Source organism: Haloarcula amylovorans, assembly GCF_004681185.1.
Taxonomy (GTDB): Archaea; Halobacteriota; Halobacteria; order Halobacteriales; family Haloarculaceae; genus Haloarcula; species Haloarcula amylovorans.
The window spans coordinates 271,222-297,410 of the sequence record NZ_SRIF01000003.1 but is presented as its reverse complement, the minus strand read 5'-3'; the positions used below and the strand labels follow the sequence as shown (position 1 = coordinate 297,410).

Sequence of the window (26,189 nt, the reverse complement as noted above, 5' to 3'; positions counted from 1 at the left end):
TTCTCCTATTTCTCGGTATGACTACTGAGAGTAATCAGACTTAATCTCAATCACATTAACTGTTTGCTTAATATCTGAAACAAGATCATGAAGGTCTGCCTGTTCTATTTCGTCCGACGTTAGTGAAGTCCCCACTGAAGCAACGAGATTCTCCCCTGTTGGTGAGAATGGAACGGCAATTCCACACTGTCCAGTCCATCTTTCTTCCTTGGTGATTGCGTACCCTTGGTTTGCTACCCGACGTATTACGGTTTTGAGGGTATCCTCTTCAGTTATGGTATTCTTGGTATAGGAATACATTCGAAGATCTTCCATCGGTATCCCATCGCCCTTTTCGATTTTTTCACTCAATAGTGCTTTTCCTGAAGCTGTAGCATGTAATGGCAGATGCTGACCCGCATGTAACGTGGTTGGGAGGCCAGGGTTTTCACCACTTGTATAGAGAGCAACTGCGTGGTTCTGTTCCAGAATAAAAACTGTAACCTGGGTGTTCATCGTCTGGGCGAGCTCGTCTATCTCGGACTGAACGATCTGGAAAAGGTCTGTTCGTTGCCGAGTTTTTTCACCAATATCCAGAAACCTAAGTCCGAGACGGTATGTTCCCCTGTCGTTGATAACGAAACCTCGTTTTTCAAGAGTGGTAAGGTGGTGATGTACCGTACTTCTGGGCAAGTCTGTCTGAGCAGCAATCGCTCCTAATTCCAATGAACCAGCCGATGACAGACAGTCGAGGATATCACACGTCTTTTCGAGGACTTTCATCAGTTCCATGCTTGTGTCCTACACACATAAGTCATTTCATGCAGTGAAACGGGATTTTGTCGCCCTCCGAATCCCGTGTCTCTAATCTCCGAATTAGAGGGATCTCGCCTACTATTCATATTGGATCTAAACATAATCATCTTTGCCCGGAAATTCATTTCATCACATGAAATACACCGTTAGCGTCCTAACCGGGCGAATTAAGTTCACGCGTCTCAAGCCTGTAGGTGAAGATGCACAGAGTTGTATCCGAAATTGATCGACCGCCGGAAGAATTAGTTGCACAGTTCAAGGGCATTCCTACACCGATCCTTTCCGACGTCACCTCAAAATACGAGAATACGATGGCAAGCGAGATTGAAGCTATTCCCCAAGACGTGTCAATGGCTGGCACGGCTTTCACAGTCAAGACCTATCCAGGGGACAACCTCATGGCGCATAAAGCGCTGACAATGGCTGAGGCGGGAGATGTTCTCGTGATTGACGCAAATGCGTATACAGAAGCGGGCCTAGTCGGTGAACTCTTTTCAACGTCTTGTAGACATCATGGGATCCACGGCACGGTCATTGACGGTGCTGCCCGTGACGTTGAGGAAATAGACGACCTCGGATTCCCAGTATTTGCGCGGGGGACTAGTCCTAAAGGGTCATATAAAGCGCATCCTGGCTCTATCAATGTCCCAATTTCGTGCGGAGAATTAGTCGTCGAGCCAGGGGATATTGTCATCGGAGACAATGAGGGAGTTGTCGTGGTAAAGCCTCATCATGCCGAGAAAGTTTTAGAAGATGCACAAGTTAAACTCGAGGAAGAGGAGTCGACACGGAAGCGAATTCAAGACGGGGAGTATATCTACGATATTGCTGGGTTTGAGCAGCAGTACAATGACCTAGATCTCGTTGAGAAGTAAATATTCGATATCAGAGTCCGGCAGTGTATTAATTCCAATATATGTAGCTGGTTAAAACCAAACTCCCTCCCTTGGGGCACCCAAACATTTTTTATTGGTTGTATCGATTACCCGTGTGGATGACGAACAAGCCGACAGTATATGTTACCCGGGAAATTCCAGCGCCCGGTCTTGAACAGCTCAAAGAATCGTACGATGTCGAGGTTTGGTCGGAGAAACGACCCCCATCGAAAGAACAGATCATCGACCGACTTTCAGAGCTCGAAGCAGACGGTCTCGTCTGCCTCCTCACAGATGATATTGACGCGACTGTCATGGACGCCTCGTCGAATCTTGAGGTCATTAGTACTTATTCAGTAGGGTACGATCACGTTGATTTAGCTGCAGCGACTGAGCGAGATATCGCTGTTGGTCACACTCCTGGTGTTTTGACCGAAACTACAGCCGATTTCACTTGGTCACTATTAGCCACGTGTGCACGCCGGACAGTAGAGGGGTACGAGTATGTGCGAGATGACAAATGGGAAACGTGGCAGCCTGAACTTCTCACTGGGCCCGATATTCATGGTGCAACCCTAGGCATTGTGGGACTTGGGAATATTGGAAATGCGGTCGCGAAACGAGCAGCTGGATTCGATATGACGGTCCTATATTCTGATGTCCAGCAACGTGAGGAGGCTGAACAACAACTCGCTGAATCCGGCGTCGACATTACACATGTTGATCAGGAAAAAGTATTTAGACAAAGTGACTTTGTGAGTGTGCACGTCCCACTCTTTGAGGCGACGCGTGGACTCGTTGGTGAGGAAGAGCTACGAAGCATGAAAGAGAGTGCCATTCTCATCAACACAAGTCGAGGTCCAGTAGTAGAGACAGCGTCTCTTATAAAAGCTCTTGACCAGGACTGGATTGAACGGGCAGGTCTTGACGTTACTGACCCGGAACCACTCCCCGCTGACCATGAACTTCTTGAGTACGCACCCGAAAAGCTCGTCGTGACACCTCACCTCGCAAGTGCGAGTATTGAAACTAGACAGAAAATGGCAGAAATGGCTGCTGAAAATGCTATCGCAGGCTTACAGAGTAATCCTCTACCAAACTCTGCAATTGAAGATGACCACTAATAATGATCTAATACTGGTAAAGGATAACGTCGCCAATGATTATCGAACTAAACGCTAATATTAGCTAAGGAACTACACAATATGTCCAAGTCAGAGCAACACATTCACGTAGATCACGTGGCTCTTGAAGAGTTTTCCAGCGAAGTATTCCGGAATGCGGGACTCTCGAAGGAACACGCAAGTATCGTCAGTCAAGCCCTAGTCTCAGCAAATCTCCGGGGTGTCGATTCGCATGGAGTGGTACGACTCGAACCATATGTAAAGAGTATCGAGGAAGGTGGGTTCAATTCGACACCGGACGTATCCCTCACGAGGGCTGCTCCGTCCACGCTCTTGGTTGATGCGGATGATGGACTGGGACAGGTTGCAACTGTTGAAGCGATCGATGCCGCCGTGGACGCTGCGAAAGACACCGGTGCTGCCTTTGCGTCGGTCCGGAACAGTAACCATTTCGGCACAGCAGCGTATTACACTCAACGGGCGGCAGAACGCAATTGTATCGGGATCGCGATGACAAATGTTGGGCCGAACGTAGCGCCGTTCGGTGGTATCGATCCATTTTTCGGTACTAATCCGTTAGGATATTCGATACCAACTAATCAGTCATACTCGATCACGCTTGATATGGCAACTAGTGTAGTCGCAAAAGGCAAAATCCACGTCGCCGAAGAAGAAGGAGAGTCTATCCCCGACCACTGGGCGATGGACCAAGATGGAAATCCCGCGACGGCTCCGGAAGATGTACATGCCCTTCGACCGGTCGGCGGTCCCAAAGGATATGGTCTCGGGTTGCTCGTTGACGTTTGCTCTGGTGTGCTCTCAGGGATGGGAATCAGTCCGGATGTCGATTCACTATATGATGACTATTCAAAGCCCCAGCAAGTTGGCCACTGGGTTGGTGCAATTGATCCCTCGTATTATCGAGATCTGGGAGAATTCAAGGAGGAGATAGACGACATGATTAACCGGGTAAAGGCTATCTCTCCTAAAGAAGGAGTTGACCAAGTCAAGTTACCCGGGGAGATTGAGGCGGAAACACGAAACCGTCGTAAGGAGAATGGTATCCCTCTCGGCCCAGGGGTAATTGCGACACTCGCCGATTTAGCGAATCGATACGAGATTTCATTCCCAGTAGAGATTCCACAGAAATAGGCGTCAGCCGAACACCGTTTCGAGTCCGATCTCCTATTAAACCAGTTTCAGTCCAGAAGGCGTCGGAGCGAGCTTAAAATTACGGAACGTTGTCGGTACGAAGTCCCTCGTAGTTGAGATCCAGCTTCTCACCGAGATCTGTGAGTGCTTCCCACTCCTCTGAAGAGAATGGGATGCCCTCTTCTGCTCGTTGCTCTTTTGTCATGTTCTCAGGCTCACCTGGGACCAAGACCTGACTGAAACCATCCTGTGTAGGTATATTCTTGAGTTCAGCAGCCATCTGGTTTAGCCGCTCTGTGTATCCCTCAAGCGATGTGAACGCCTCAATATCGATAGCCACTAGAAAATGACTGAGATTTTGCGGTGTAGAGAGATTCTCGTAGGAACTGGGGACGTCTTTTCCGAACACAGAGTTCATCAAGAGACCACAGAATCCCTCAACCATAAATGCAAGACCGTATCCTTTCGGACCGCCAACCGGACGAAGCGCACCGAATTCGCTTGGATCCGTTGTCGGCTCTCCTTCATTGTTGAGGGCCCATTCTTCAGGGATGTCTTCACCTCGCTTTTCCGCGAGTGATACCGCTGATTTAGCCTTCACGCTTGTCGCCATGTCGAGAGTAACTGGGAATTCTCCTTCACGAGGGAGAGAGATGGCGATAGGATTCGTTCCAAAGTATGGTTCTGTTCCCCCAAAGGGCACTACGTTTTGACCAGCATGGGTCATGCAGATACCAATACAGCCATTCTCCGCAGCCTGCCGAGTAAAATTTGCAGCCGTCCCGAAGTGCTGGCTTTTTTTGACCCCCACTAGCCCGGCGCCCGCCTCCTCTGCAATCTCGATTGCTTCGTCCATAGCTCGACGGGTAACAGACTGTCCGGGGCCATTATCGCCGTCAACGATAGCAGTAGCCTCTTTGGTTCGAGTTACAGAGATCTCTGGATCTTTGTTCATCCCCCCACTATTGACCCGGTTCACGTACTCAGGGAGCTTGAATACACCATGCGTATCGACTCCGTGAAGGTTTGCATCAACAAGACATTCTGCGACAATACGAGCATGGTCACTATCTACACCTGTTTTTTCCAAAGCTGTTCGTGCATAAGTCGTGAGCCGGTCGTGGTCAACGCGAATTTCGTCTGTCATTGGTGGATATTTCCGTTCAGTTTTGCGTCCCGGATCCGCTGTCTCGTCTTTCTACTATTGGGCCGTAAGATAGCCGCCGAGATTCTTATTCAACGGACTATCATTAGAGCGGATTAGATACTGTTTGGGATGTACCACGCCCGCTAGTCGGACGGACAGCACCTGCGACTTCGAGCTGATCCGGTTCACTCTATATCATACTGTCCTTGTTATATATTCTCTTGGGTACCGGACTTCAAAATCGCACGGAGCTTAGTGAGTGGTGGGAAAGGTTTATACCATATGGTTGTTAATGGATTATCCGTCGCAATGGTAAGAGATAGCAGACTCTCTGATAGACGTAACGTTCTAAAAATGACGGCCGGCGCTCTTACAGCGGGAATGAGTGGACTAGCTGGCTGTGCTAACGAGGGTAACAATAGTACTGGTGGCAATAGCGGCGGTGGCAATAGCAGTGGAAACGGGGGAACAACTGGATCCACGGACTCTGGCGGCAGCAATAACGTTCAGATAACTCTCGGTAGCACCGAGAACCCGGAAAATATCCAGGTTCGGACTGCCAAGCGTTTTGCAGAGAATGTCGAGGAAATGTCTGGCGGAGACATTTCAGCAACGATTTCCGCGGGTGGGTCCTATGGCTCTGTTGAAGAAATCGCTGATCTCGTAAGCCAAAACGTCATTCAGATGAGTGTCGGTGGATTCCTGCCGTTAGACAGGTATGCATCAGAATACTACTTCATTGACAGTCCATTTGTCATTGAAGACTACCAGCACATGAAAAAGCTAGTCCAAAGTGAGAAGTTCCAGCCTGCACTCGACCAGCTTCAGGAACGAGGAAACCAAACTCTCATTGGCCAGCCTATTTACCGAGGGTATCGTCACTTCACCTCTAACAAGCCAATCAACGCTCCTGAAGATGTACAGGGACTGAACCTTCGCCTTCCGCAGCTGAGTACTTGGATCAAAGTGTGGGAAGAAATTGGAGCTAGCCCTACCCCGGTTGCTCTTGACGAACTCTACAGTGCTCTCCAACAGGGCGTTGCCGACGCATCTGAAGGGGATATCCAGCAAATTCACTCACAGAGCCTCTACGAGGTTCAGAGCCATCTTAGTCTCACAAGTCATCTGCTTTCAGCGGGTATTATGACAATTAACCATGGTTTCTTAACGGGACTGGACGAAACGCATCAGGAAACCATCGAGGAAGCAGCCAATAAAGCGACTCAGTGGGGTGCCGAAAAGGGCCAATCGGCTGAAAGTAAGCTCATCGACGAAGTAGCAAATAAAGGAATGACCGTTGTCCGAGATGTAGATAAAGGTGCCTTCCGAGAGGCTGGTCGCCCAGCAGTTGAGCAACTCTTTGAAAATCAGTGGGCCAAGACGTGGGACTACTGGCGAGATGTGTAGAGCGGGTATAATCGTGACTACAAGAAGAAAAACCGCTATATATGGAGATTGACCAAAACCTCAACCCAAAACGCGAGAATCTCCTTGATAGCGTTACGCTTACTCTCACGACGGTGATATTCACGCTTCTCATCGCTCTCGTAAGCCTACAAGTCATATTCAGAGTAACAAATGCACCTATCACGGCTACATGGACGGAACCCATCGCACGGATCCTCTTTATCGTGGGCAGCTATTTCGGTGCAGCGGTTGCCTCACGAAACCTAGAACACGTTCGATTGACGCTCATCCGTGAGCGGCTCCTATCCGATCACAAGCGAGTTCAGGCGTTGCTTGATATCGTTACGTATCTTGTGATACTCCTGTTCGTCGGCGTCGCTATTTGGTCTCTGTATAACGCAACGATTCAGGGATGGGATACAAGCGCACTTGGAGGCCTCAACGCACTGAAGGCAGGTCATATATATCTAGGCATATTGCTTGGGTTCGTGTGTGTAGGTGTATTCGAACTACAGAATCTCGCTACTGCAATTCGCGAGTTCCTCGAGACCTCGGGTAACCAGAATCAATCTGAGAAAGAAACAGTTAGAGACGAACCAACGGAGGGACAATCATGAACACGCTTACACTCGCAGTACTGTTCCTGGGACTACTCCTACTACTGTACGCTATTGGAGTGCCTGTTGCATTCGCAATGGGGCTAGCATCTGTACTGATGATGGCTGCTCCTTTTGGTCCGGAATTTCAGCTCTCAATTCTCAGCAACGAGCTGTTCTACGGGCTGAATAGTTTCGGTCTGCTCGCACTCCCGTTCTACCTGTTCTTGGGGCGAATCATGAATCGGGCCGGGCTCACAGAGGAGATGTTCGATTTCGCTGGTTCACTCGTCGGGCAGTTCCGTGGTGGCATTGCATATGTGAACGTCGTTGCAAGCATTCTCTTCTCAGGGATGTCTGGCCTCGCAACTGCTGACGCGGCTGGTCTCGGCCGTGTTGAGTACAAATCGATGCGTGACGCGGGCTATGAAAAGGATTTCTCACTTGGACTTACCGGTGCATCGGCAACAATCGGCCCAATTATCCCACCGAGTGTACCACTAATCATCTATGGCGTCCTCGCTGAGGTTTCGATTGGTGCACTCTTCCTCGGCGGGGTTATTCCAGGCCTATTACTGGGCACCGTGCTAATGATCTTCGTTGCTATCCTCGCGCGACTACGGGGCTATCAGAGCGGAGACTCATTTGCGTTGAAACGTGTGTTCAACACCTTCACCAAAGCGTTACCAGCCCTGTTCATTCCACTCCTAATCGTTGGAGGTATCCTTCAAGGATACTTTACAGCAACAGAGGCTGGTGCTATGGCAGTCCTCTATGCAGTGGTAATAGCATATATATACGGTGACCTCTCTGCCAGTGACCTTGCCACTGAACTTCGAGATAGCGCTATCGAAACCTTCTCACTGACCATTATTATCAGTATGGCTACGATGTATGGCCTTGTTGCCCTCCAAATGAGGATTCCTATCTTCCTTGCTGAATCGATTACTGCTGTTTCCTCTGACCCAACTGTGATTATGCTGCTATTCGTAGGGCTGTTCATCGTTGTGGGAACGTTCATGAACGTGACCCCTTCGTTGATTATCCTTGTCCCGATTCTTCTTCCGGTTGCACAAAATGTTGGGATTGATCTTCTCCATCTAGGTGTAGTGATGGTCCTGACGCTAACATTCGGGTTAGTGACTCCGCCGTTAGGAGTCGTTCTCTTTGTTCTCGAAAAAGTGACCGATGCTGATCTTGAAGATGCAATGCGTGGTATTGCGCCCTTCTATATTCCCTTGGCTCTCATTCTGCTAATTATCGCTATCTTCCCGGAAACTGTGACGTTCATCCCAAAACAATTAATGGGGTGAACACCCCACAATCCGGGTCTTGTCGCTAGTATTCTTGCATATAGTATGTAATTATTCAATTTATATTACCATTGGAGTTTCTTCTAAATGCAAAAAGATAATAACCAATCATACATATATTGTCTATTGGAGTATGCCTATAGTAGCAGCCGTTGACAAGTCAGAGAGAGCAGAACCGATCCTTGAGCAGGCGAGGAGTCTTACTACTGCTTTCGATACCGACCTACACGTGGTGCATGTCGGAGAATTTTCCGTCGGGAATTTAGTCTCCGGCTCAACCGAGGAAACGTCTGATATTGAGGAGGCGAAGTCCAAGGCCCAACAGACCGCCAAAGAGATTGGATCACAAGCTGGATCTGGTCAAGAATTTGAACCAGTCGGTCTCATTGGGGACCCTGCGGAAGAGATTCTCAAGTATAGTGAGGAGATTTCAGCAGACTATATTGTCGTTAGTGGCCGAAAAAGGTCTCCAACGGGAAAAGCGCTGTTTGGGAGTGTGGTTCAATCAATTCTCCTTGACGCGAATCGCCCAGTAGTATCAGTGATGCAATGATAAGAATAACCTCGTCATTAACAGGAACCTCAACTACATTATTCTGTGAACGGCAGCTATGGTCTCTATGGTGGACAGTGCTGTTTTGGGTCTATAGTAGTCCAACCCGTAAAGAGAGAATACAGCTGATTGGTGATTACTGATATGGAAGCCTTTGAATCCGATGATGGTCATATCGTAGTCCGAGTGGATACTGGTGACGACCTTCTCAAAGCAATAAAAAAGGTATGTCGAGACGAAGCCATTGAGACGGGTGCGGTTATTTCTGGAATTGGAACACTTAACCGACTTGAGATCCATTATTTGCACTCGGAGAATCTTGACGAATCAACCAGCGACCGCAATACGGTCATTCAGTCCGAGGAGTGTTGGGAAATCTCTGGAATCAGCGGGACAATCGCTGATAAACAGCCTCACGTCCATCTGACTGCATTCAATGGCGATCGGACCGTAGTCGGCCACCTTGAAGAAGGCTGTATTGTTAACGCACTTGGTGAAATTGTAATCCGTCCTATTGAAGGTCTTTCTATTATACGCTCACCGAATGAATTTGGTGTTAACGTTCTCAGGCCAGAAGAATAGGGCACAAAATCGCTCTAAGTATAGTCTCTCAACCTGCTCGTCTTTTCTCATCAAATAACCCAAACGCTTTCTAATGCGCCCATTCTCTTGTATAGTATGTTTCAGAGCGCTAGAGACCGCTGGGAAACCCGAGAGCAACGACTAGTACTTGACTGTTTAGCTGCCGGAATCGAGCGGGCTAGACCGACGAATATCATCGATCAGAAAATCACGCTAGATAGTAGAATATTACAGATCGAAAGTTCACAGTATGATCTCGAAGAATACGATAATATATATGTTATTGGTGGTGGTAACGCAGCAGGCCACATTGCTGCAGAACTAACGGCTGTTCTGGACGATATCATCACTGACGGTATCGTCGTTACTGATGACATAGAGCAAGCTGATCCTGTTGAGGTTCTTCAGGGAAGTCACCCGGTTCCTAGTCCAGAAGGGGTTGAACATACACGTCAGATGCGCCACCTCGCTTCCAAAGCTGGGGAAAACGATCTAGTTCTTGCTATTATCGCCGGTGGCGGAAGTGCGCTACTTACTGCACCGAGGGCAGATATCTCTCTCGAAGACATCCAAGAAACGACATCCGAACTGCTTCATAGCGGCGCATCAATTGATCAAATCAACGCAGTTCGAAAACATCTCTCAGAGATCAAGGGTGGGCAACTTGCAAGAGATGCCGCACCATCAACAATCGTCGGTCTAATCTTCAGTGATGTCATTGGTGACGATCTGTCAACCATAGCAAGTGGCCCGATTGCGCCTGATAAAACTACGTTTAGGTCTGCACTTAACGTAATAGATAGTCACAAAGTCACGGTTCCGGATTCTGTCCGACAACTACTCGAAAGGGGCGCTCGAGGTGAAATTGATGAGACACCAAATACGTCTCATCGAGTGTTCGAGAACACGACGAATCACGTATTGGCAACCGGATACGATGCCCTCGAAGGAGCGGCCGAACAGGCGACAGCAAACGGCGTAGAGGCACATATTCTTTCCTCACGTATCCGTGGTGAAGCCGCAGAAGCCGCGCTTACTCACGCTGCCATCTCTGAAGAAATCCTCGAGACCGGTAATCCCGTCGAACCACCGGTTGTCATTATTTCAGGTGGAGAAACCACTGTTACTGTCCAGGGTGACGGGCAAGGCGGTCCGAATCAGGAATTTGCACTGAGTGCAGCCTTGGAGGTACCCACTGATGTCGTTCTAGCCAGTGTCGACTCAGACGGAATCGATGGGGCGACCGATGCAGCGGGAGCTCTCGTGGACGGAAAGACAGTCATCGACGAAGAATTGGGGCGGCAAGCTCTCGCTAACAATGATGCATATGGGTTCCTTGCTGAACATGATGACCTTCTCTTTACGGGTCCAACTGGAACAAATGTCAACGATCTTCGAGTGATCGTTGTCGGAGATATTTAGTTATCATCGATAACGAGGACGTGAATATCATTCACGTTAGTCCCGGTTGTAGTTCCCTCAAGCAGATCTCCGTTCTTTGCGAGAAATTCGGACGTTTTGTCCGTCCCAACAACCTTCCAAGCTTCATGGAGATTCGTAACCGATTGTGAATCAACGATAGCACCACCGTATTTTGAATATCCGTCTATACCATCTGTTCCGATGCTGGCGAGAGCAGCGGATTGGTTGAGTGATTCGTGAAACTCGAGAGCGGCACTGAGTGCAAACGTTTGATTTTGTCCTAGTTCCTCTGATCCGAAAGACGGAGTTGATGTCTGTCCGTTCGCTAGAAGTACTACTGGAGTTTCGATGGGTACCCCCGAGAAATAGCAATCTTCGCCGCTCGCGACGAAGGCCTTCGCTATCTCCTGTGCATCTCCACGAAGTCTCGATGTGATGATATGAGTGTTATAACCTAACGATTCTGCCTTTTTGCGTGCGCCTTCAAGCGCGGTTCTGCCTGTTGCTAGAGTATGGCATGATACCCGTTCGAAGATCTCGTCATCTGATGTCGGCGTCTCCGGATGGGCGCCGTTTTGTCCTCGCTTCAGAAAGTTTCTGATGCGTTCTGGTGGCTCTACTTCATGCCGATTCAGTATATTGATTGCATCACTGTAGGTTGAATTATCAGGTAGTGTTGGACCACTCGCGACAGCTGTCTGGCGCTGACTGATAACATCGCTGAACAATATCGTTACAAGAGATGCAGGAGCAACAGCACGTGCCAGCTGCCCACCTTTGATCGCAGAAAGGTGCTTTCTGATAACATTCACATGTCGGTCACTCACTCCATATGTAAACAGCTCTTTAGTTATTTTTTGAATGTCTGCAAGAGTGGTTTCTGGAACAGGTGCTGTTAGCAGAGGACTACCACCACCAGAAATAATTCCGAGTACGAGGTCATCTTCTTCAACGCTATTGGCAAGGTTCAGGACTTTCTGCGTCCCTAACATTGACTTCTCGCCTGGAAGGGGATAATTCCCTTCAACAACATTGATTCGTTCTGTTTCGACTATATCATCGGTGACAACCACTCCCTCAGTGATTTTATTCCCAAGCAAATTTTCTAATTCTGCGGCTACATGGCCCGCGACGTTGCCACCCCCAGTAACATAGATATTTTTGTAGTCATCCAAGTAGTATGATATGTCGTCTATTTCAAGTAGTCCGTCGTCAATTTTCACTTTATCTGTTATCACCGATCTTGGGTGAGCGGCGTTAATACTCGCGAGAGCACACTTCATCGCCGTCTCACGTAGTGCTGAATTGGCGACAGAGTCACTATTAGGGAACATGGGAAGTCTTACAATATACTGTAGGACAATACCAACGAATATACCTTTCTCGTTCAGCCAAAGAGACTATCCTTCGATGAATCGCACCCCGAGAAGAGATGGCTATCCATGCCCTTACAAACGGTATTAATCCCAATTGAATTCCGAGACACGGACTAAGCAACGATACTGAACATCTCTGCAAATTCATATCTCTGGGTCACTTTCGAGGCATCGTTTACGGGTGTTTAACTCTCATATACCGCATTGCTGCGGCTCTTCCCTAACAAGGTTCTGAGAACGGTCAATTCAAGCGAGTAGCACCGAGAAACTGAGTTACTGAGGAGATCGTTGTTATTGCTTATTCTGGATCCGGTGAACGTCTTGGTGAAGCAGTTGTGCGAATTCTAGACGCACACGCCGAGCGTGATCATCGGAAATCATCTCGTCAGCGTATATTTGGTCAGTGATTGGATGGTATCGTGTCGTGTCGAACCCCATCGTCTCCAGATATTTCCAGACACGCGTCGAGTTCAGACCCTCGAAGAGGCCAAGCAGCAGTTCGTGAACTCGCGTCGAAAAGGAACTGGAGGCAGGTACGCGGGGGAACTCGACAGAGTTGTCGGCGACTGGCTTTCCTGGGCCAACGACCGCGGCGTTGAGAACGTCGGCGACGCCTCCGACCAACTCCTTGGAAAGTGGGCGCAATACCTCTCGCAGCGCGTCCGGGCGCGAGTCAACGACCCTGACGATGAAGACGGCATTACAGGCCAGACTGCACATCAATACTACAGCTATGTCCGCTCATTCCTCTCATACTGCGTCGAGTGGGGCTATCTCACCGAGAACCCAGCCAAACAGCAACACGTCGTGCAGGAACTCCCAGAGCAGAGTCTCGGCGTCAATGACAGCGACGAACAGACATGGTCGGAGCACGAACGACGCCAGCTCGTCGCCTACGTCGATGAACAAGCGCACGCGGCTATCGACGAAGACGGACTAGATGCTAGTCGCCCAGTTCGTGACCGTGCCATCGTCTACCTGCTCGCGTACACTGGCGCGAGGAGCGCCGAACTATTCCGCGATCCAAGTGACGACCGCCGCGATGGTCTACACTGGACGGACTTAGATCCAGATGAAAACCGACTGACAGTCCTCGGGAAGTCCCAAGAGATAGAGTCTGCTCAGTACCCGCCGATGGCCCATACTGCTCTTGAACAACTGAAACGCGTCCAGCGACCGCCCACCGACGACTGGCCAGTGTTTCCAACAGGACATCGGCCAACGCTCTCGGCGCTCGAAAATCGGGCCGACGGTGACCGTGGCGATGATGACCACTCGATGAGTACCTTGCAGCGAATAACATCCAACCACCGAGTATTACAACTACTACAGTCCGGAACATCCTCCAGCGTCTGTGCAACGAGGGCCGTATCGATGTCGAAGAGGAACACGAGTATCTGAAGCCGCATGGAGCTCGGCGGGGAATCAGCAAAGCGCTATACAAAGGGCATGGCCATGAGGCGGCACAGAAAGCACTCCGGCACAAAGACCCCAGCACTACATCGGAGATGTACGCAGATATCAAAGCCGGAGAAGTCGCCGAAATCACTAACGAAGTCCTCACCGACGAGTAGCGTTCTACTTTATTTTATACTATTATCTATTGAATTGCACTGGGTAGAATTCTTTATCTAGTTCTGACCGCGGACTTGACATCTTCTTCCGCCTGAAGGCGGAGGAATCCCGAGGTTGGGATATTAAGGTTTGCAGTCTACCACTTGTTCTTGCGGTTGGAATCCGCTGGACAAGTCGTACAGGTAGACTCCGGGCTGTGCCAACCAGCCGGTACTCCTATCCCCACCTAGACTGGGTGCAGACTCGGAGTTACTTTCTTCTTCGCTGATGTCGAGACGGATGTTCTCCGCCCCGTTCACGTCAGCGTTGAACGCTGCATCGCACGCCTCACAGATGTACAAGCCGCGCTCAATACGCTGGCTCTCATCTTCTCTCCCGCACACAGAACACGTCTTACTCGTGCCACGCTCAGACACTTCCACGACCTCGATTCCCTCAACCTTCGCCTTGTATTCGAGGACTAAGACTCCTCTGAAAGCGGAAGACGAATCGCCTATTCAGATATGTGGTATGGATGCGGAATCGGGATATCCAACACAGATACGAAATCAGGATGCCAGATACGGATACATGAAGCGGATACAGAATATAGATACAAAATACGGCTCTATCTCAAGAATCCGCCACCAATCTACACAACGTTGATACAGAACCCACAGATACTAGCCAGATTCAAGATACAGATTCGTAGTCTAGATACTAGATACAGATACAGGATATGTATACAAGACATGAGAAAAGAAGACGCTGTAGGCTGGTATTCTGCAGGCGGAACAGGCCAAGTTTCTCGGGGTCGTTCGAGACAGCGGGGCTAGTCAGACTGATGAGAGAATGTCGCTCTCTCAGACCACGTGATCCAGGGTGATAACGACGCAAAAACGGCGGCTCAAAACTGTGTTTCTTGGCGTTCGGTGAACGTTTCGTACCCTGCTTCGCCCGCTTCGATAAGGTCGGGGCGAACCTCATTGAGTCCTACTCGGACAAGGAGGCCCAGAACTGAGCCTCGACTTTCCGAGTCCGCAGCATCTCTATTTAGATGATCACGAACATCGGCCCCGACGGCATCGAGTTGGCCCGCCTCGTCGAGGCCACGAATCAGTGCTGCGAGATTCCGATCTCGCATGGTCAGGTTCGTCGGTGCTTCACCAGCGTCGAGCTCGCCGTAGACGTCGGCAATGTACTCCTCCAGCGGCGGGCCCCCAGACTCAGCCTCGCTGTTCTGTTGGGGTTGACTACGATGGCGCTTCTGTTCTTTGGACTGTTCGAGTAGTTCTTCGGGGTCGCGGTCGTCACTAGTGTCGCTCATCGGTCTGTGAGTTGTGAAAGTAACTGCTCGGTGTTCGCACTGTACGCCTCGCGGGCCCGCGTCCCCGTCGCATAGAGTTCATCGTCAGGAACGGCGTATAGCGTCCGGCCAGCGTTCTGGTTGTTGCCGATATCAGCAGTCTTCGTGACAGGCTCACCGACGATCCCCGGATATTCTTCGGACACGTGTGTAACGAACGATTCTGAGAGGGTCTCTTGGCTGCTGATAATCGTGGGGATAATTAGCGCCAGACCGAGATCCACGTCGAGGTCAGCACTGATCTCGTCCAGCGTTGCGTCCAGTTTCTGCAACTGATCACGCTCGAAGGCACCGGGCTTTAGTGGGGCAACCACATTCCGAGCAGCGAAGAGACCGTTGAGGGCGATGTTATCTTCCTTCCCGGGAAGGTCGAAGATGACGAGGTCGTACTGCTCGGCGACGAGGTCGTCGACGAACTCATCGAGTTTCTGGTAGCGTTCTTCGAGTGCAACGTTCGCGAGGTTGTTGTCGGCACCGCCCAGTCCTGGGTCCGCCGGGATAAGGTCCGGCCCCTCGTCGGTCGAGAACGTCATCCGGTCGAGGAGGTCGTCGATGTTATCTCGCAAGAACTCCCAATCATCACCGAAGACAGCCGAGATCGGCGCGTCGATCGAGACACTGCTATCGGTGTCGCTATCCTCCTCACCGATGGAGAGGCCAAATTGTGTGGCCAGATCGTTCTGTGTTCCGGCGAGGTCGACGAGTAGGACCTCGTGTCCCATATTGTGTGCAGCAACGGCGATGTGGGCAGCACTGGTCGTTTTTCCGACGCCACCCTTCTCCACGTATGTTGCTGCCCGTTGCACTGATGCCATATACAGATATTGTATCCATATCGGAGATACAAATATCTACGTCAGACAAATATCATTGGAATGGTTTGTGACACTGAATAGTGGCTCTATTCCTGAGGCTAAGCCTCGTATTCGCTTGTCTACTGAGAACCTCAGAACAGATGCTTCCAGACAGCTGTTGGGTCCGTCTCGTTCAGTTCCGCGTTCGTTTGCATTTTCCGAAGCTCGGTGATGCATCGCTTCGCGACCAGTGGATACACGTCGGCAGGCGTGAACGAGACATCGAGAGTCATCAGCTCCGGCCAGTTCTCTGCCCACATATCTTCGATCACGCGGGGATATAAGTCGTCGTTCAGATGAAGACCAAATTCACGACCCTCTTCTAGAACCATCGTCCGGACCTGTTTGCGAATCCGCGCCGGCGTACAGTAACCGCGAACTACCGCTGAACGGAGCGATTGACTAAGTAGCCTGCTTCTGAATACAGTGAGCATGAGCCCGGTGTCGAGACGTCACGTGCTCCGGATGGCAAGTAGCCTCGGCGTCGCCGGGATAGCTGGGTGTGGCATGACGCCGCCGGGGGCAAACGAATCACAACAGACCAGCAGCACGAACGGGACCGACAATACCAACCCTACAGCCACGACAACCCGCAGGAGGCCTGAGTACGATACTCACCTGGTTCCCGATGAATATCCCACGATGCAGGCTGGCGTCGACGCCACTGAAGCTGGTGATCTCGTCTTGGTGGCTCCAGGCACGTACTATGAAGCGGTCACGGTATCGACACCGGATGTAACAGTGCGGGGACGCGATCGGAATGCAGTCGTTTTGGACGGGGAGTTCGAACGAGGCAATGCAATCGAGGTGGGAGCCGATGGCGTCGCCCTCGAAAATCTCACTGCCCGGTACTATCGCGGGACAGCGTTCTACTGGACCAACGTCGATGGGTTTCGTGGGAGCTTTCTGACCGCATACAACAATGGGTACTACGGAATCTACGCCTACAATGCACGAGACGGACGGTTCGAACACAGTTACGCGTCGGGACACCCTGACGCCGGATTCTATCTCGGTCGCAACCGTCCATACGATGCTGTGGTTACCGATGTCGTTGCTGAACACAATGCGATCGGCTACTCAGGGACGAGTACGGGCGGGCCATTGACTGTCAGTGATTCTGTCTGGCGACATAACAAGGTAGGCATCTTCCCGAACACGCTAGATCGGGCGGATCCGCCTCAGAGTGGGTCCTGTATCGTCGACAACGAAGTATATGCGAACAACAATCCGGATGCACCAGCGCTGCCGTCGTACCCGCTGCTCGGGATGGGAATCCTGCTGTGGGGTGGCTCCGAGAACGTCATCGCCGAGAATCACGTGCGCGAGCACGATCGATTTGGGATCGTCGCCCAGCCACATATCGTCGAGCCGTCGGACAACGAGATCCGGGACAATCACGTTGAGAAGTCACAGGAGGCTGATCTCGCACTTGGGCAACCAGCCGGCGGAGGGAACCGCTTTCACGACAATACGTTCATGACGAGCCTGCCAGCCGACGTTGAAACAGCTGCGAGTGGGGGAAGTGAAGCGGTGACCGACATTTTTACCGCGCTCGAACAGCAGGCACAGGTCGGCGATTTTCCCACCGGTAATTGGCGCGACCAGCCGATTCCCGGCGACCAGCCGTCGATGCCGAATTCCGACGCCCCGCCACGACCAGCTACTAAAGAGTCCTCGTGGGAGGCGTCAACTCCACAAACGGACGGCTACGGTATAGATTAGCACCGCGATTGCGAATCTGTTGACACTGGTCTGATGCGACGGGAATCGCTTTTCACGGGTAACTACACTCAAGACGCGAAAGAATTATTATATATTTTATAGATATGTTGGATTGTGTATCTCTATACGCCTGACGAGATCGACCGGGAACGTGCCCACCATCAAGCGGTCATTCAGGGCGCCGACGATCTTGACGCCAAACGTATCGGAAATCTATGCGAACTCGCCTTCGAGCAGTTCTGCCGTGAGTACCTCCCCGTGGAGATGTGGCACTGGCAAAACGAGGAAGCGATGCGGCGGTGTAACCCCGAGAGCTTTTCTGGGCGCGATTTTGAGGTGTTTGACTATACCGTCGACGTCAAAACCTCCCGAGACGTCTCTGCATTTCGTCCTGCCTCGCTGCTTGAGAAGGACCCCGACGACGACATCGTAGTGCTCGTTTGGCATCGCGACAATGAGGATGCGCTCATCTTACTTGGGTGGGAACGTACTGAAACCCTCACATCAAAGGTTCGGACACAGGAGCAGTACTCCGGCGAGGAGCCAGAGAAACTCGCTCATCTGGCTGCACGGCCAATGAACGAACTGCACGATCTTGGGCCGAACACAGCCCATCTGAACCAGAAACCTGAAAATCCGTTCCGACCTGGTGATCGCGTCGTCAAAGCTGGCGATAACGACGCTTCCACGGCTGTCGTTGTCGAGGTCTTACCACCAGAGAAGAACGCGACACTCTATGGCCAGGAAATGGATGGGGAAGCAGTGAGTGTCGCGTTCCCGAATAGTCTCAATGATGGGCCAGGCAACTGGCGAGAGATTCATCCTGCAAAACTCGCGTCGTACTGTGACGACCAGGATATCAAACTCTACGCGTACAAGCATACGAATCTGCAGCACGCTGAGCGTCCCTTCACCCCCGGTGACTATGTGATTAAGCCCGACTATAGTGATCCTGACCTAGCTATCGTCGCTGCGGTGGACGAGGACGACGTCGCTGTAGTCTTCCAGCATCACCTCGACGACGAACTCGAGGATTCGTATGTAGCACCTGAGTCTCTGTCTGCGGTTTGTGAAGACGCGGGGATCTCCCAGTATTCGTTCGAAGCCGACTCGATGGCGTTTGCGCCGCAGTATTGACCGCTAGCTGACGGTCAATCTCTGTCTACCATCGCTTTGTCTGCAAACAAGGCTGACGCTCAGGATCCTCGCTCTTGTGGTTGACCTCATCGTCCGTCTCGACGTCTTCTGACGAATTGCTCAATTCCTATTTTCTATCCAGATCCGCAATCTTGGACCAGTAGCGAAGCGTAAGTTATGTCCGCTCAGCATGCACGTACTGAAATGCGACGTAGGACTGTTTGCCGAGTTCTGTGGGTTTGACGATTTTCTGTCGACCACGCTCGACGACCTCAATGTATCCTTTCTCCTGCAGCGGTTCCAGAACGTGATTTTCGAGCCGACGATAATACCCGTTGTAGGAATCGCCGTCGTAGTGAGCGGCAAATGGCAGCTCGTTCTCCAATCCATATTCGATGAGATCCTTCTTTCGTACGGAGTAGGAGATGCCCTTGCGAGTGGATTCCTCTTCTTTGACGAGATATCCGAGAATCTCGATTCGCTGTGGGTCGGGTTTTGCAATCGGATAGCTCGGCAGGTCGATCTTCTTTTCGATCCCATGGCCAATGGGCTCGTCGCCCGTTGAGTATGTCTCGGCACGAACGTAGTATGGCTCTGCCACACCGGTCACCATACACGCTATCATCCCGCCAATAGCGGTAATTTTGCTCCCGGTTGCGAGATTGACGTAGACTGTATTGCCCGCCTCGTGTTCAGCAATGATCAGTTCCGAGATGGTCGCAATCGTCTCGTAGAGGTCGAAGATGTCGCATTCGATTTCAGCGCTCTCGATAGGACTCTCAGTGAGGTCTTCTCGAACGTGTTCGTGAAACGGCGGCCGTTCGATACCATCAAGCCAGTCAAGCAGTATGACTTTATCCGCATTTGACTGTCGAGCGGTTTCGACGATACGGTCTCGCTCGAATCCAAACGGCATGATGTGGACGTTTTCTGGGAAATCCATCTGTGTCTGTGAAAGGATCCTCTCCGTCGCCGGTATCGTTCAGAGAGGATGTCGTACAGTAGTGATATCGAACGGTAGTATTGATTGTAACGATACTCCCATACTAACCTTCAATTCCTTCTTTCGATGTTTCTCGGGTATGCAGCCTCAGTTCACGAACAAGCGATATTCGCAGAGAGGGACTAACGGCGTGGGAATACAGTCGACTCAATCACCTGGTCGTTCCGTCCTCGAGCGACTGTATCGAGGCGGTGATTGGTGATGACAGGAACCAGTACGACTCAGTTGGCGCTCACGGCATTTGACCTGTTTCGAGACGAACAACGGATTCGAGTGCTCGAACTCCTCTTGGAAGCAGAGAGTCCCGTGTACTGCCGAGAGCTCATGCAGCAGTTTCAGGAAACGGCAGACGAGCCCGCGCCATCTGAAGCGGACCTCCTCACCGACTTTCACCACGTTCACTTACCGATATTCGACGAGGCGGGAGTGATAAACTACGAGAGAGAGCAGTTGTGTGTTACCGAGATCGACGAAGCGAAACTCGACGCGCTCCTCGAAGCTACGCGGATCGTAGTCGACTCACTCGCCGAGGAGTGATCACGTAGTAGGAGAGCAGTCCTGAGCAGCGGGGCTACGGGGCGATTCGTACGCTCTTCGGTCCAAGACGACGTCACTGTCGTCTTCCAGCATCACCTCGACAACGAACTTGACGAGTCGTACGTCTCGCTTGCGTCTCTGTTCATGATTTGTCGGATTTGTCTCACGACTACTGTCGTGGGCTTCCTCCTTGCATTTATGTGAGGACGTCGGGATCTCCCAGTATTCGTTCGAAGCCGACGCGATGGCGCTTGCGCCGCAGCACTGAGTGGGAGTGGTACTCTGGCGGCCAAATCTGGTGAAGAGTAGTAGGTATAATTCATATAATATGTAGAATAAAGTATAAGTAAATGTAGAATGTGATCTTAGCTGTCACAATGATGGACACAGGGGTGGACCAGGTGAGTGGGAATGAATCCCAACTGCGGTCGAAAGCCCGAGAGATGGCTGAAGATCTCGCGAGGGTGTTTCGAGCACATGATAATGGAAACCGAGAGAAGGCGCTTGAATCGCTTCTTGCAGTTGATCGGCATCAGTTCCCAAAATTAGACGACGATAAACTCGAAGTAGCTGCCAGCGGGTTCGTTGACGCGCTGTGGGCGAAAGACCAAGTTGAATTCCAGTATCTCAGAGATGGTGAAATCAACAAGCAAGGGCTTCGAGAGGCGGACTATTCTCCGGTCACACAGAAACTCCGACAGCGTGCAGTAACTATCGGAGCAGATCAAGAGTATGCAATAAAGAAAGCCGAGGCCTGGCAACAGCACAAAATTGGTGGCGACTATTGGACACCATTCCTGGAGTCGCAAGTCTATGAGCTTCGAGCCGTACTGGATGACCCTGCGTATCCCCACAAACCACGAGCAGGACAAGCAGGACCGGGGCCTGAAGCGATGCGATATGTCCTTGCTTTCGAACTGCACGATATGCACACTGAACGGCACTGGTTGCAAGGCGTCCGCGTAATGACTCCGTATTTCCTCCGGATACTCGCTCATCACAACGGAGGGGGTGACTGACGTGGCAACTCATACGAACGGTGAGGTGAACTCGCCCGTTATTTCCCATTCTAACGATGACACCGCGATTACAGTTCTCGTCGTTGATGACGATCCTGACCTCTTGGATCTCACTGCCACTTTCTTGGAACGAGAAGAAGACGACTTCGAGGTTCTCAGCGAATCGGACCCCACTGCTGCTATCGATCGAGTCAACGACACTGATCTCGACGCGATTGTCAGTGATTATGACATGCCCACGCTGAATGGATTGGAGTTCTTAGCAGCTATCCGGGAAGACCACGACTCAATTCCGTTTATTTTATTTACCGGCAAAGGGAGCGAGGAAATTGCTAGTGAGGCGATTTCGAAAGGAGTAACAGACTATTTGGAAAAGAAGACTGGTCCAGAACAGTACTCGCTACTCGCAAATCGCATCTGTAATGCAGTAGAGCAGTACCATTCCGCCGAGGCACTCAAACAGTCGGAAGAAAAGTTCAGCAAGCTTGTCAAGAATTCTACTGACGTTCTTGGGATCGTCGATCAGAAAGGGCAATTCAAGTATATTTCACCGGCCTGTGAGCACACGCTGGGATACAACCAATCGGAGTTAATCGGCGAGTGTGCATTCGACTACATGCCCCCTGATGACCGACACGAAGCGATGGACGAGTTCTTTGCCGCGATTGAAGATCCGGAGAAAGAACCAATAATCGAATTTCGGTTTGAGGATCCGGACGGTGGGTGGACTATCGTCGAAGCACGCGGCAAGAATCTTTTCGATGACGAGTTCATCAATGGGTTTGTCGTCAATGCGCGTGACATTACAGAGCTCAAGAAACGGGAACAGGAGCTCAAACAACAAAATGAGCGACTCCGCAATATGCGGAAAGTAATGTCTCACGACCTCCAGAATCCTGTGGGTGTGGCTGCTGATTCCCTCGTTCTGTACCGTGACAGTGGCGAAGACAAATGGCTAGATAAAGTCGAGACAGCGGTTTCTCGGATTGATGAGCTCTTGAACAAAGTGACTGCACTCTCGACGGACCAGACCAACATCACTGACACCCAGACTGTCGAACTCCGGGATATCGTCAGTTCAGCCTGGGAAACAGTCGATACGTCTGGCGCACAGCTTCATATCCAGGATTCGAAAGCCTTCGAGGCTGACCCGAGCCGTCTCAAGCAAGTTTTCGAGAACTTGCTTCGAAATGCGGTCGAACACAGCGATAGTGAGATACTCATCGAAGTGGGGACAACCGATGACGGATTGTATTTTGAGGATACAGGCCCCGGTATCCCAGAAGATGAACGCGACGAGGTCTTCCAGTCTGGCTATACGACTGCCCCCGAGAAGACCGGGTTTGGATTGAATATCGTCAAAGAGATCGTCATCGGCCACGGGTGGGAGATTACCATCCGCGAAGGTGATGAGGGCGGGGCCCGCTTCGAAATCGACGGCATTGTCTTCCAGCCGGCTGTCTACAACTGAACGAGCAGTCTGTTCTGCTATTATTTACTCGTGTTGGCGCTGTCTAGATAAACGAAACCGGCAGACAGTGAAACGATGTGCCAGATTCAAATGGCGTGAAACCAGTGTCTGATCGATAAGAGGAAGGACCGGGATCCATGAGAGGTGCGGATTCGCCAATTTCAATACATATCTCAGAAGAGTGTTATAAACCCGAAGGGTCGAAATTAGCCGAAGAAGTTCTGTACCGCAAATTTATTCGATAATTGCGTAACTAGACAGTGCCAGCGATTCGATGACATGGCTGTCGAGATATACTAATACTATCCCCTCCGGTTGATACGTGATAGCGACTTTTATCGGTCGGGCTGATGATGTACTAGCTCAATGACGACTGTGAGATTCGTCGAACAGCGGACGTCCCTCCAGGATGGAATCACACGGCTCCTCGAGTTGGTCGATGAGGAGTTTGTCCCTCCACTAACGAGCGAGAAGCGCTCTTCAGTCTCACGGGCACCTGGGGAGGGTGGTGCGACTGACATCAGCGGCTACATTGACCGATGTCTCGACCGGCCGATGATTGGGGCGTTCGACGACGGCCGTCTGGTTGGCTTCTGTTCGTTCGAGCGGCTTGAAGACTCGGACGCACTTGACGAGTTTACGCCGACGAATCACGTCGAGATCATCGCTGTTGACGAACCACACCGCGGACGCGGCCTCGCGACGCAGATGTATCAGCTGCTGTTGACCGATCTACCGCCGACGTGGCAGGCCCCATCGGTGTCGACCAAAACCTGGAACACGAATGACGCTCACATCGCGGTGCTAGAAAATCTCGGGTTCGAAGAAGTTGCCCGGCTCGCTGAGGATAGGGGCGCTGGCATCGACACGCTCTATTTCGCGCGGCGGGTCTGATCGTCCTCCTCCTACCGACAACGAACTCGTTCCGGCCACAGCATGAGCCATATTGCGACACCAGCAAAGAATAGTGTGAGCACCACTCCATACGGTTGCAATGATGGTGACAGCAAATCGACGATCTCTAGTCCGCCGATTACCACGCCGAGGAACGCGAACATCGACGGGGTGATACTGCGAATGGCAACGTGACGAGTGTCGCGTCGAACGCGGACGATATCTCCACAGACTGCGTCGATACGTTCACGGGCAGTCGATGGCAACAAGATTGTCCTGTCACGGACATCGGTGGCATCGATATCAGAATCCGTCTCGATGAAATGGCTCTCTGGATCGATGGGCCGACACCGGACTGTAGTTTCAGTGTTCTTCGACTGAATCCGAACCCGATCACCATCATTGATTGCGAGAACATCCATTGTATCAGCATTTACCCGGCCAGCCGAACGCCCTTCATCAGCGTTGAGTCCGATGTTGAGACGTAACTGGACCTCGTGATAATCAACAGCCCAGTTGAGTAGCCGATCCATGACTCGGCTGCGAACCCCCTTTTCATCGCTTCCTTCGACGGTCCTCACTGGATGTCTTACATGGAGTGTCGTCGTCTGACCGTCGGCGGCTCGTTCGGGAAATTCTACATTGAGGAGTTTCCGGCAGCGGGTGCTCACTGAGATTTGTCCGGGATCCATATTGACCGATGCTTTCCGTGCTGTCGCCTGAAACCGCGCACCAGTATCCGGGTTATACAGCTCCACAGAATCGCCGTCTGAACTACTGATCGATGCAAGGTCGTCTGGATGCAATCGACACGTTGTCGGCTGGGTACTCTCTGTCTTCGTTGAGAATCGCATGACATCAAGCGGCCCAGAATCTGCGGTGTCCACTGCGGTGACCGAAACCTCGGGTCGTGCATCGTCGGTTATAACCTGCTCTCTGAGAGAGCCACGGAGGTACGCTTTCGGAACTGTCGTCTTTGGTGGGTCGTCTCCTTCAGAGAACGGGAGCGTATACACGATTACGTCTTCGCTCGTCTGTGGACTCGAAAGCGATGCATATCCCGCCTCGGCGTCGGGCCCAAACACGCTGGTAAATGTTGTGGTCGGAAGGACGAGAACGTCCTTGAACTGATCGATAGAGTCTCTGAACGCCACCGTATCGAACTCTTGGCGTGGATGAACCTGAACAGTGACCCCGCTGGTAGTCGGTCCCCGCGGCGTTGTTTCCGGGTTAGTGTTTACAGACATGGCTTGACAGGCAAGGCTATGGCAGCGCAAACTCACTGCCATCAAAATCGAGTGCCGTGTCGAACTCACGCTCAACTGGACCTGTAAGGGTTGTTCGTTCGCCACCAGTTTGAACAGTCAATTCGCCGCCGGGTGGAACAATCGTCAGCTCTGTACCGGCCTGTCTACGGCCAGTTTTGACCGCGGCTGCTGCAATAGCGATCGCACCGGTCCCGCAAGCAGCCGTCTCTCCCTCGACCCCCCGCTCGAAGGTTCGCTGGTGGAATCGATTGTTACCGGGACCTTCGTGGGCGAATGTGACATTTGCACCGTCGGGGAACACGTCGGCGTATCGAATCGGCGGTGCGACAGCTGACAGTTCGACCGCATGAACATCCTCAACGAACGCAACTGCGTGTGGCACACCAGTAGTGACTGCTGTCACCGTGACCCCATTGATAGATTCCGCTATTAGCGGGTTGTCAGTACGTAGCGGAATATCAGCCGATGCAAATGACGGTTCTTGCATCCTCACCTTGACGGAGCGCCCACTCACTTCAGCTGGATGCGGGCCAGCGCCGGTATCGACAGTGACTGTCGTTGTATCCAGCTTGCTCGCAGCCCATTTCGCTGCACAGCGGACACCATTCCCGCACATGTCTGGCGTTGAGCCATCCGGTTGGATATGATGCATTTCTACTCGGGGCGGTGTTCCCTGCTGGAGTGAGAGAAACAGTACCCCGTCGGCACCCTGCACATCAGCTTCCGGGTGTTCAAGTCCAGACTCTCGGTCACAGACCGCTTTGGTGAAGGCGCCACGATCTTCGATATCGGCAGTCTTGTCAACGATGACGAACTCATTCCCCGTCCCGTTCCACTTAGATATACATACCATTTGGCTGTATCCGCGTTAGCAGTAATCCATAAAAACAGTTCCTCCTATGATGGGTCGAATAGTTAACAAGCTTGGGAAGCAAGCAGCTCTTCGGTCTGATGTCTTGCTCGATTCAGAACTGCTCGTTACACCAAAGAGGATGTCACCCAAACTAGCAGAGCTAGCA

25 protein-coding genes and 2 pseudogenes are annotated in these 26,189 nt (G+C 51.4%); 17 read left to right on the top strand and 10 right to left on the bottom strand.

Translation table 11 applies throughout. The annotated features are described in order from the left end of the window. Positions 1-21 precede the first annotated feature (21 nt). Positions 22-762, bottom strand: coding sequence for an IclR family transcriptional regulator (locus E4S61_RS15760; protein WP_167768534.1), 741 nt, complete (start codon positions 760-762; stop codon positions 22-24). A gap of 233 nt (positions 763-995) precedes the next feature. Between E4S61_RS15760 and E4S61_RS15755 the strand changes: the two genes are divergently transcribed. The 3 genes from E4S61_RS15755 (at position 996) to E4S61_RS15745 (ending at position 3,946) form a co-directional block, all read left to right on the top strand. Next, complete coding sequence (locus E4S61_RS15755; RefSeq protein ID WP_245180782.1) at positions 996-1,670, top strand: RraA family protein; 675 nt, start codon at positions 996-998, stop codon at positions 1,668-1,670. Positions 1,671-1,789: 119 nt separating this feature from the next. Next, a complete protein-coding gene (locus E4S61_RS15750; protein ID WP_135304910.1) occupies positions 1,790-2,794 on the top strand; it encodes a 2-hydroxyacid dehydrogenase in 1,005 nt (334 codons plus the stop codon). 117 nt (positions 2,795-2,911) lie between these two features. Next, on the top strand, positions 2,912-3,946 hold the full coding sequence (locus tag E4S61_RS15745; protein WP_245180776.1) for an Ldh family oxidoreductase: 1,035 nt from the start codon (positions 2,912-2,914) through the stop codon (positions 3,944-3,946). Positions 3,947-4,025: 79 nt separating this feature from the next. Here E4S61_RS15745 and E4S61_RS15740 read toward each other — a convergent pair whose 3' ends face one another. Next, positions 4,026-5,093 carry an Ldh family oxidoreductase gene (locus E4S61_RS15740; protein WP_135304908.1) on the bottom strand — a complete coding sequence of 356 codons (1,068 nt, stop codon included), beginning with the start codon at positions 5,091-5,093 and terminating at the stop codon, positions 4,026-4,028. A 381-nt stretch (positions 5,094-5,474) separates the two neighbouring features. Here E4S61_RS15740 and E4S61_RS15735 point away from each other — a divergent pair, with 381 nt between their 5' ends. From E4S61_RS15735 to E4S61_RS15710, 6 genes are all read left to right on the top strand, one after another. Further along, positions 5,475-6,500, top strand: a complete 1,026-nt coding sequence (locus E4S61_RS15735; RefSeq protein ID WP_245180775.1) for a TRAP transporter substrate-binding protein — start codon at positions 5,475-5,477, stop codon at positions 6,498-6,500. A gap of 41 nt (positions 6,501-6,541) precedes the next feature. Further along, positions 6,542-7,117: a TRAP transporter small permease gene (locus E4S61_RS15730; RefSeq protein ID WP_135304907.1), complete on the top strand. Its 576-nt coding sequence runs from the start codon at positions 6,542-6,544 to the stop codon at positions 7,115-7,117. Continuing rightward, positions 7,114-8,409: a TRAP transporter large permease gene (locus tag E4S61_RS15725; RefSeq protein ID WP_135304906.1), complete on the top strand. Its 1,296-nt coding sequence runs from the start codon at positions 7,114-7,116 to the stop codon at positions 8,407-8,409. Before E4S61_RS15730 ends, E4S61_RS15725 begins: the two co-directional genes overlap by 4 nt. 133 nt (positions 8,410-8,542) lie before the next feature. Next, the gene (locus tag E4S61_RS15720; protein WP_135304905.1) at positions 8,543-8,962 is read left to right on the top strand and encodes a universal stress protein; all 420 of its coding nucleotides are present in this window, start codon (positions 8,543-8,545) and stop codon (positions 8,960-8,962) included. A 144-nt stretch (positions 8,963-9,106) separates the two neighbouring features. Then, entirely contained in the window at positions 9,107-9,544 is a 438-nt protein-coding gene (locus E4S61_RS15715) for a PPC domain-containing DNA-binding protein (protein ID WP_135304904.1), read from the top strand. A gap of 96 nt (positions 9,545-9,640) precedes the next feature. Next, a complete protein-coding gene (locus E4S61_RS15710) occupies positions 9,641-10,966 on the top strand; it encodes a glycerate kinase type-2 family protein (protein WP_135304903.1) in 1,326 nt (441 codons plus the stop codon). On the opposite strand, the gene E4S61_RS15705 is transcribed toward E4S61_RS15710, so the two are convergent. Next, positions 10,963-12,249 (bottom strand): glycerate kinase type-2 family protein, encoded by a 1,287-nt coding sequence (locus E4S61_RS15705; protein WP_167768533.1) that lies wholly within the window; start codon positions 12,247-12,249, stop codon positions 10,963-10,965. The two genes, E4S61_RS15710 and E4S61_RS15705, sit on opposite strands and share 4 nt — an antisense overlap. Before the next feature lie 504 nt (positions 12,250-12,753). Between E4S61_RS15705 and E4S61_RS15700 the strand changes: the two genes are divergently transcribed. Further along, on the top strand, positions 12,754-13,743 hold the full coding sequence (locus E4S61_RS15700; RefSeq protein WP_135304901.1) for a tyrosine-type recombinase/integrase: 990 nt from the start codon (positions 12,754-12,756) through the stop codon (positions 13,741-13,743). Then, the gene (locus tag E4S61_RS26720; RefSeq protein WP_135304954.1) at positions 13,644-13,916 is read left to right on the top strand and encodes a tyrosine-type recombinase/integrase; all 273 of its coding nucleotides are present in this window, start codon (positions 13,644-13,646) and stop codon (positions 13,914-13,916) included. The genes E4S61_RS15700 and E4S61_RS26720 overlap by 100 nt, the downstream gene beginning before the upstream one ends. Before the next feature lie 123 nt (positions 13,917-14,039). Here the strand turns inward: E4S61_RS26720 and E4S61_RS15690 are convergent. The 4 genes and pseudogenes from E4S61_RS15690 to E4S61_RS26715 form a co-directional block, all read right to left on the bottom strand. Continuing rightward, positions 14,040-14,378: pseudogene (locus E4S61_RS15690) on the bottom strand (transposase); the annotation flags it as partial. Between the two features lie 425 nt (positions 14,379-14,803). Beyond that, the gene (locus tag E4S61_RS15685; protein WP_135304900.1) at positions 14,804-15,223 is read right to left on the bottom strand and encodes a hypothetical protein; all 420 of its coding nucleotides are present in this window, start codon (positions 15,221-15,223) and stop codon (positions 14,804-14,806) included. Beyond that, positions 15,220-16,077, bottom strand: a complete 858-nt coding sequence (locus tag E4S61_RS15680; protein WP_135304899.1) for a ParA family protein — start codon at positions 16,075-16,077, stop codon at positions 15,220-15,222. The genes E4S61_RS15685 and E4S61_RS15680 overlap by 4 nt, the downstream gene beginning before the upstream one ends. Positions 16,078-16,208: 131 nt before the next feature. Further along, positions 16,209-16,499: pseudogene (locus E4S61_RS26715) on the bottom strand (hypothetical protein); the annotation flags it as partial. 259 nt (positions 16,500-16,758) lie between these two features. On the opposite strand from E4S61_RS26715, the gene E4S61_RS15670 reads away from it, so the two are divergent. Further along, positions 16,759-17,841 (top strand): right-handed parallel beta-helix repeat-containing protein, encoded by a 1,083-nt coding sequence (locus tag E4S61_RS15670; protein ID WP_245180773.1) that lies wholly within the window; start codon positions 16,759-16,761, stop codon positions 17,839-17,841. A 114-nt stretch (positions 17,842-17,955) separates the two neighbouring features. After that, positions 17,956-18,978, top strand: a complete 1,023-nt coding sequence (locus E4S61_RS15665) for a hypothetical protein (RefSeq protein WP_135304896.1) — start codon at positions 17,956-17,958, stop codon at positions 18,976-18,978. Positions 18,979-19,153: 175 nt separating this feature from the next. On the opposite strand, the gene E4S61_RS15660 is transcribed toward E4S61_RS15665, so the two are convergent. Next, complete coding sequence (locus tag E4S61_RS15660; protein ID WP_135304895.1) at positions 19,154-19,921, bottom strand: HFX_2341 family transcriptional regulator domain-containing protein; 768 nt, start codon at positions 19,919-19,921, stop codon at positions 19,154-19,156. A gap of 261 nt (positions 19,922-20,182) precedes the next feature. On the opposite strand from E4S61_RS15660, the gene E4S61_RS15655 reads away from it, so the two are divergent. From E4S61_RS15655 to E4S61_RS15640, 4 genes are all read left to right on the top strand, one after another. Continuing rightward, positions 20,183-20,518 carry a DUF7344 domain-containing protein gene (locus E4S61_RS15655; RefSeq protein WP_135304894.1) on the top strand — a complete coding sequence of 112 codons (336 nt, stop codon included), beginning with the start codon at positions 20,183-20,185 and terminating at the stop codon, positions 20,516-20,518. A gap of 443 nt (positions 20,519-20,961) precedes the next feature. After that, positions 20,962-21,537 (top strand): hypothetical protein, encoded by a 576-nt coding sequence (locus tag E4S61_RS15650; RefSeq protein ID WP_245180771.1) that lies wholly within the window; start codon positions 20,962-20,964, stop codon positions 21,535-21,537. 1 nt (position 21,538) lies between these two features. After that, complete coding sequence (locus E4S61_RS15645; RefSeq protein ID WP_135304892.1) at positions 21,539-23,008, top strand: PAS domain S-box protein; 1,470 nt, start codon at positions 21,539-21,541, stop codon at positions 23,006-23,008. A gap of 366 nt (positions 23,009-23,374) precedes the next feature. Further along, complete coding sequence (locus E4S61_RS15640; RefSeq protein ID WP_135304891.1) at positions 23,375-23,902, top strand: GNAT family N-acetyltransferase; 528 nt, start codon at positions 23,375-23,377, stop codon at positions 23,900-23,902. Positions 23,903-23,913: 11 nt separating this feature from the next. Here the strand turns inward: E4S61_RS15640 and E4S61_RS15635 are convergent, their stop codons facing one another. Together E4S61_RS15635 and dapF are read right to left on the bottom strand one after the other, a co-directional pair. Further along, complete coding sequence (locus tag E4S61_RS15635) at positions 23,914-25,056, bottom strand: hypothetical protein (protein WP_135304890.1); 1,143 nt, start codon at positions 25,054-25,056, stop codon at positions 23,914-23,916. A 109-nt stretch (positions 25,057-25,165) separates the two neighbouring features. After that, positions 25,166-26,023 (bottom strand): diaminopimelate epimerase, encoded by an 858-nt coding sequence (gene dapF / locus E4S61_RS15630; RefSeq protein ID WP_135304889.1) that lies wholly within the window; start codon positions 26,021-26,023, stop codon positions 25,166-25,168. Positions 26,024-26,189 lie beyond the last annotated feature (166 nt).

Bases quoted from the DNA above. Each gene is read 5' to 3' on its own strand.
- E4S61_RS15760 (WP_167768534.1), bottom strand. From the start codon at position 762: ATGAAAGTCCTCGAAAAGACGTGTGATATCCTCGACTGTCTGTCATCG.
- E4S61_RS15755 (WP_245180782.1), top strand. From the start codon at position 996: ATGCACAGAGTTGTATCCGAAATTGATCGACCGCCGGAAGAATTAGTT.
- E4S61_RS15750 (WP_135304910.1), top strand. From the start codon at position 1,790: ATGACGAACAAGCCGACAGTATATGTTACCCGGGAAATTCCAGCGCCC.
- E4S61_RS15740 (WP_135304908.1), bottom strand. From the start codon at position 5,093: ATGACAGACGAAATTCGCGTTGACCACGACCGGCTCACGACTTATGCA.
- E4S61_RS15735 (WP_245180775.1), top strand. From the start codon at position 5,475: ATGAGTGGACTAGCTGGCTGTGCTAACGAGGGTAACAATAGTACTGGT.
- E4S61_RS15730 (WP_135304907.1), top strand. From the start codon at position 6,542: ATGGAGATTGACCAAAACCTCAACCCAAAACGCGAGAATCTCCTTGAT.
- E4S61_RS15725 (WP_135304906.1), top strand. From the start codon at position 7,114: ATGAACACGCTTACACTCGCAGTACTGTTCCTGGGACTACTCCTACTA.
- E4S61_RS15720 (WP_135304905.1), top strand. From the start codon at position 8,543: ATGCCTATAGTAGCAGCCGTTGACAAGTCAGAGAGAGCAGAACCGATC.
- E4S61_RS15715 (WP_135304904.1), top strand. From the start codon at position 9,107: ATGGAAGCCTTTGAATCCGATGATGGTCATATCGTAGTCCGAGTGGAT.
- E4S61_RS15710 (WP_135304903.1), top strand. From the start codon at position 9,641: ATGTTTCAGAGCGCTAGAGACCGCTGGGAAACCCGAGAGCAACGACTA.
- E4S61_RS15705 (WP_167768533.1), bottom strand. From the start codon at position 12,249: ATGAAGTGTGCTCTCGCGAGTATTAACGCCGCTCACCCAAGATCGGTG.
- E4S61_RS15700 (WP_135304901.1), top strand. From the start codon at position 12,754: ATGGTATCGTGTCGTGTCGAACCCCATCGTCTCCAGATATTTCCAGAC.
- E4S61_RS15685 (WP_135304900.1), bottom strand. From the start codon at position 15,223: ATGAGCGACACTAGTGACGACCGCGACCCCGAAGAACTACTCGAACAG.
- E4S61_RS15680 (WP_135304899.1), bottom strand. From the start codon at position 16,077: ATGGCATCAGTGCAACGGGCAGCAACATACGTGGAGAAGGGTGGCGTC.
- E4S61_RS15670 (WP_245180773.1), top strand. From the start codon at position 16,759: ATGCAGGCTGGCGTCGACGCCACTGAAGCTGGTGATCTCGTCTTGGTG.
- E4S61_RS15660 (WP_135304895.1), bottom strand. From the start codon at position 19,921: ATGGATTTCCCAGAAAACGTCCACATCATGCCGTTTGGATTCGAGCGA.
- E4S61_RS15655 (WP_135304894.1), top strand. From the start codon at position 20,183: ATGACAGGAACCAGTACGACTCAGTTGGCGCTCACGGCATTTGACCTG.
- E4S61_RS15650 (WP_245180771.1), top strand. From the start codon at position 20,962: ATGGCTGAAGATCTCGCGAGGGTGTTTCGAGCACATGATAATGGAAAC.
- E4S61_RS15640 (WP_135304891.1), top strand. From the start codon at position 23,375: ATGACGACTGTGAGATTCGTCGAACAGCGGACGTCCCTCCAGGATGGA.
- dapF (WP_135304889.1), bottom strand. From the start codon at position 26,023: ATGGTATGTATATCTAAGTGGAACGGGACGGGGAATGAGTTCGTCATC.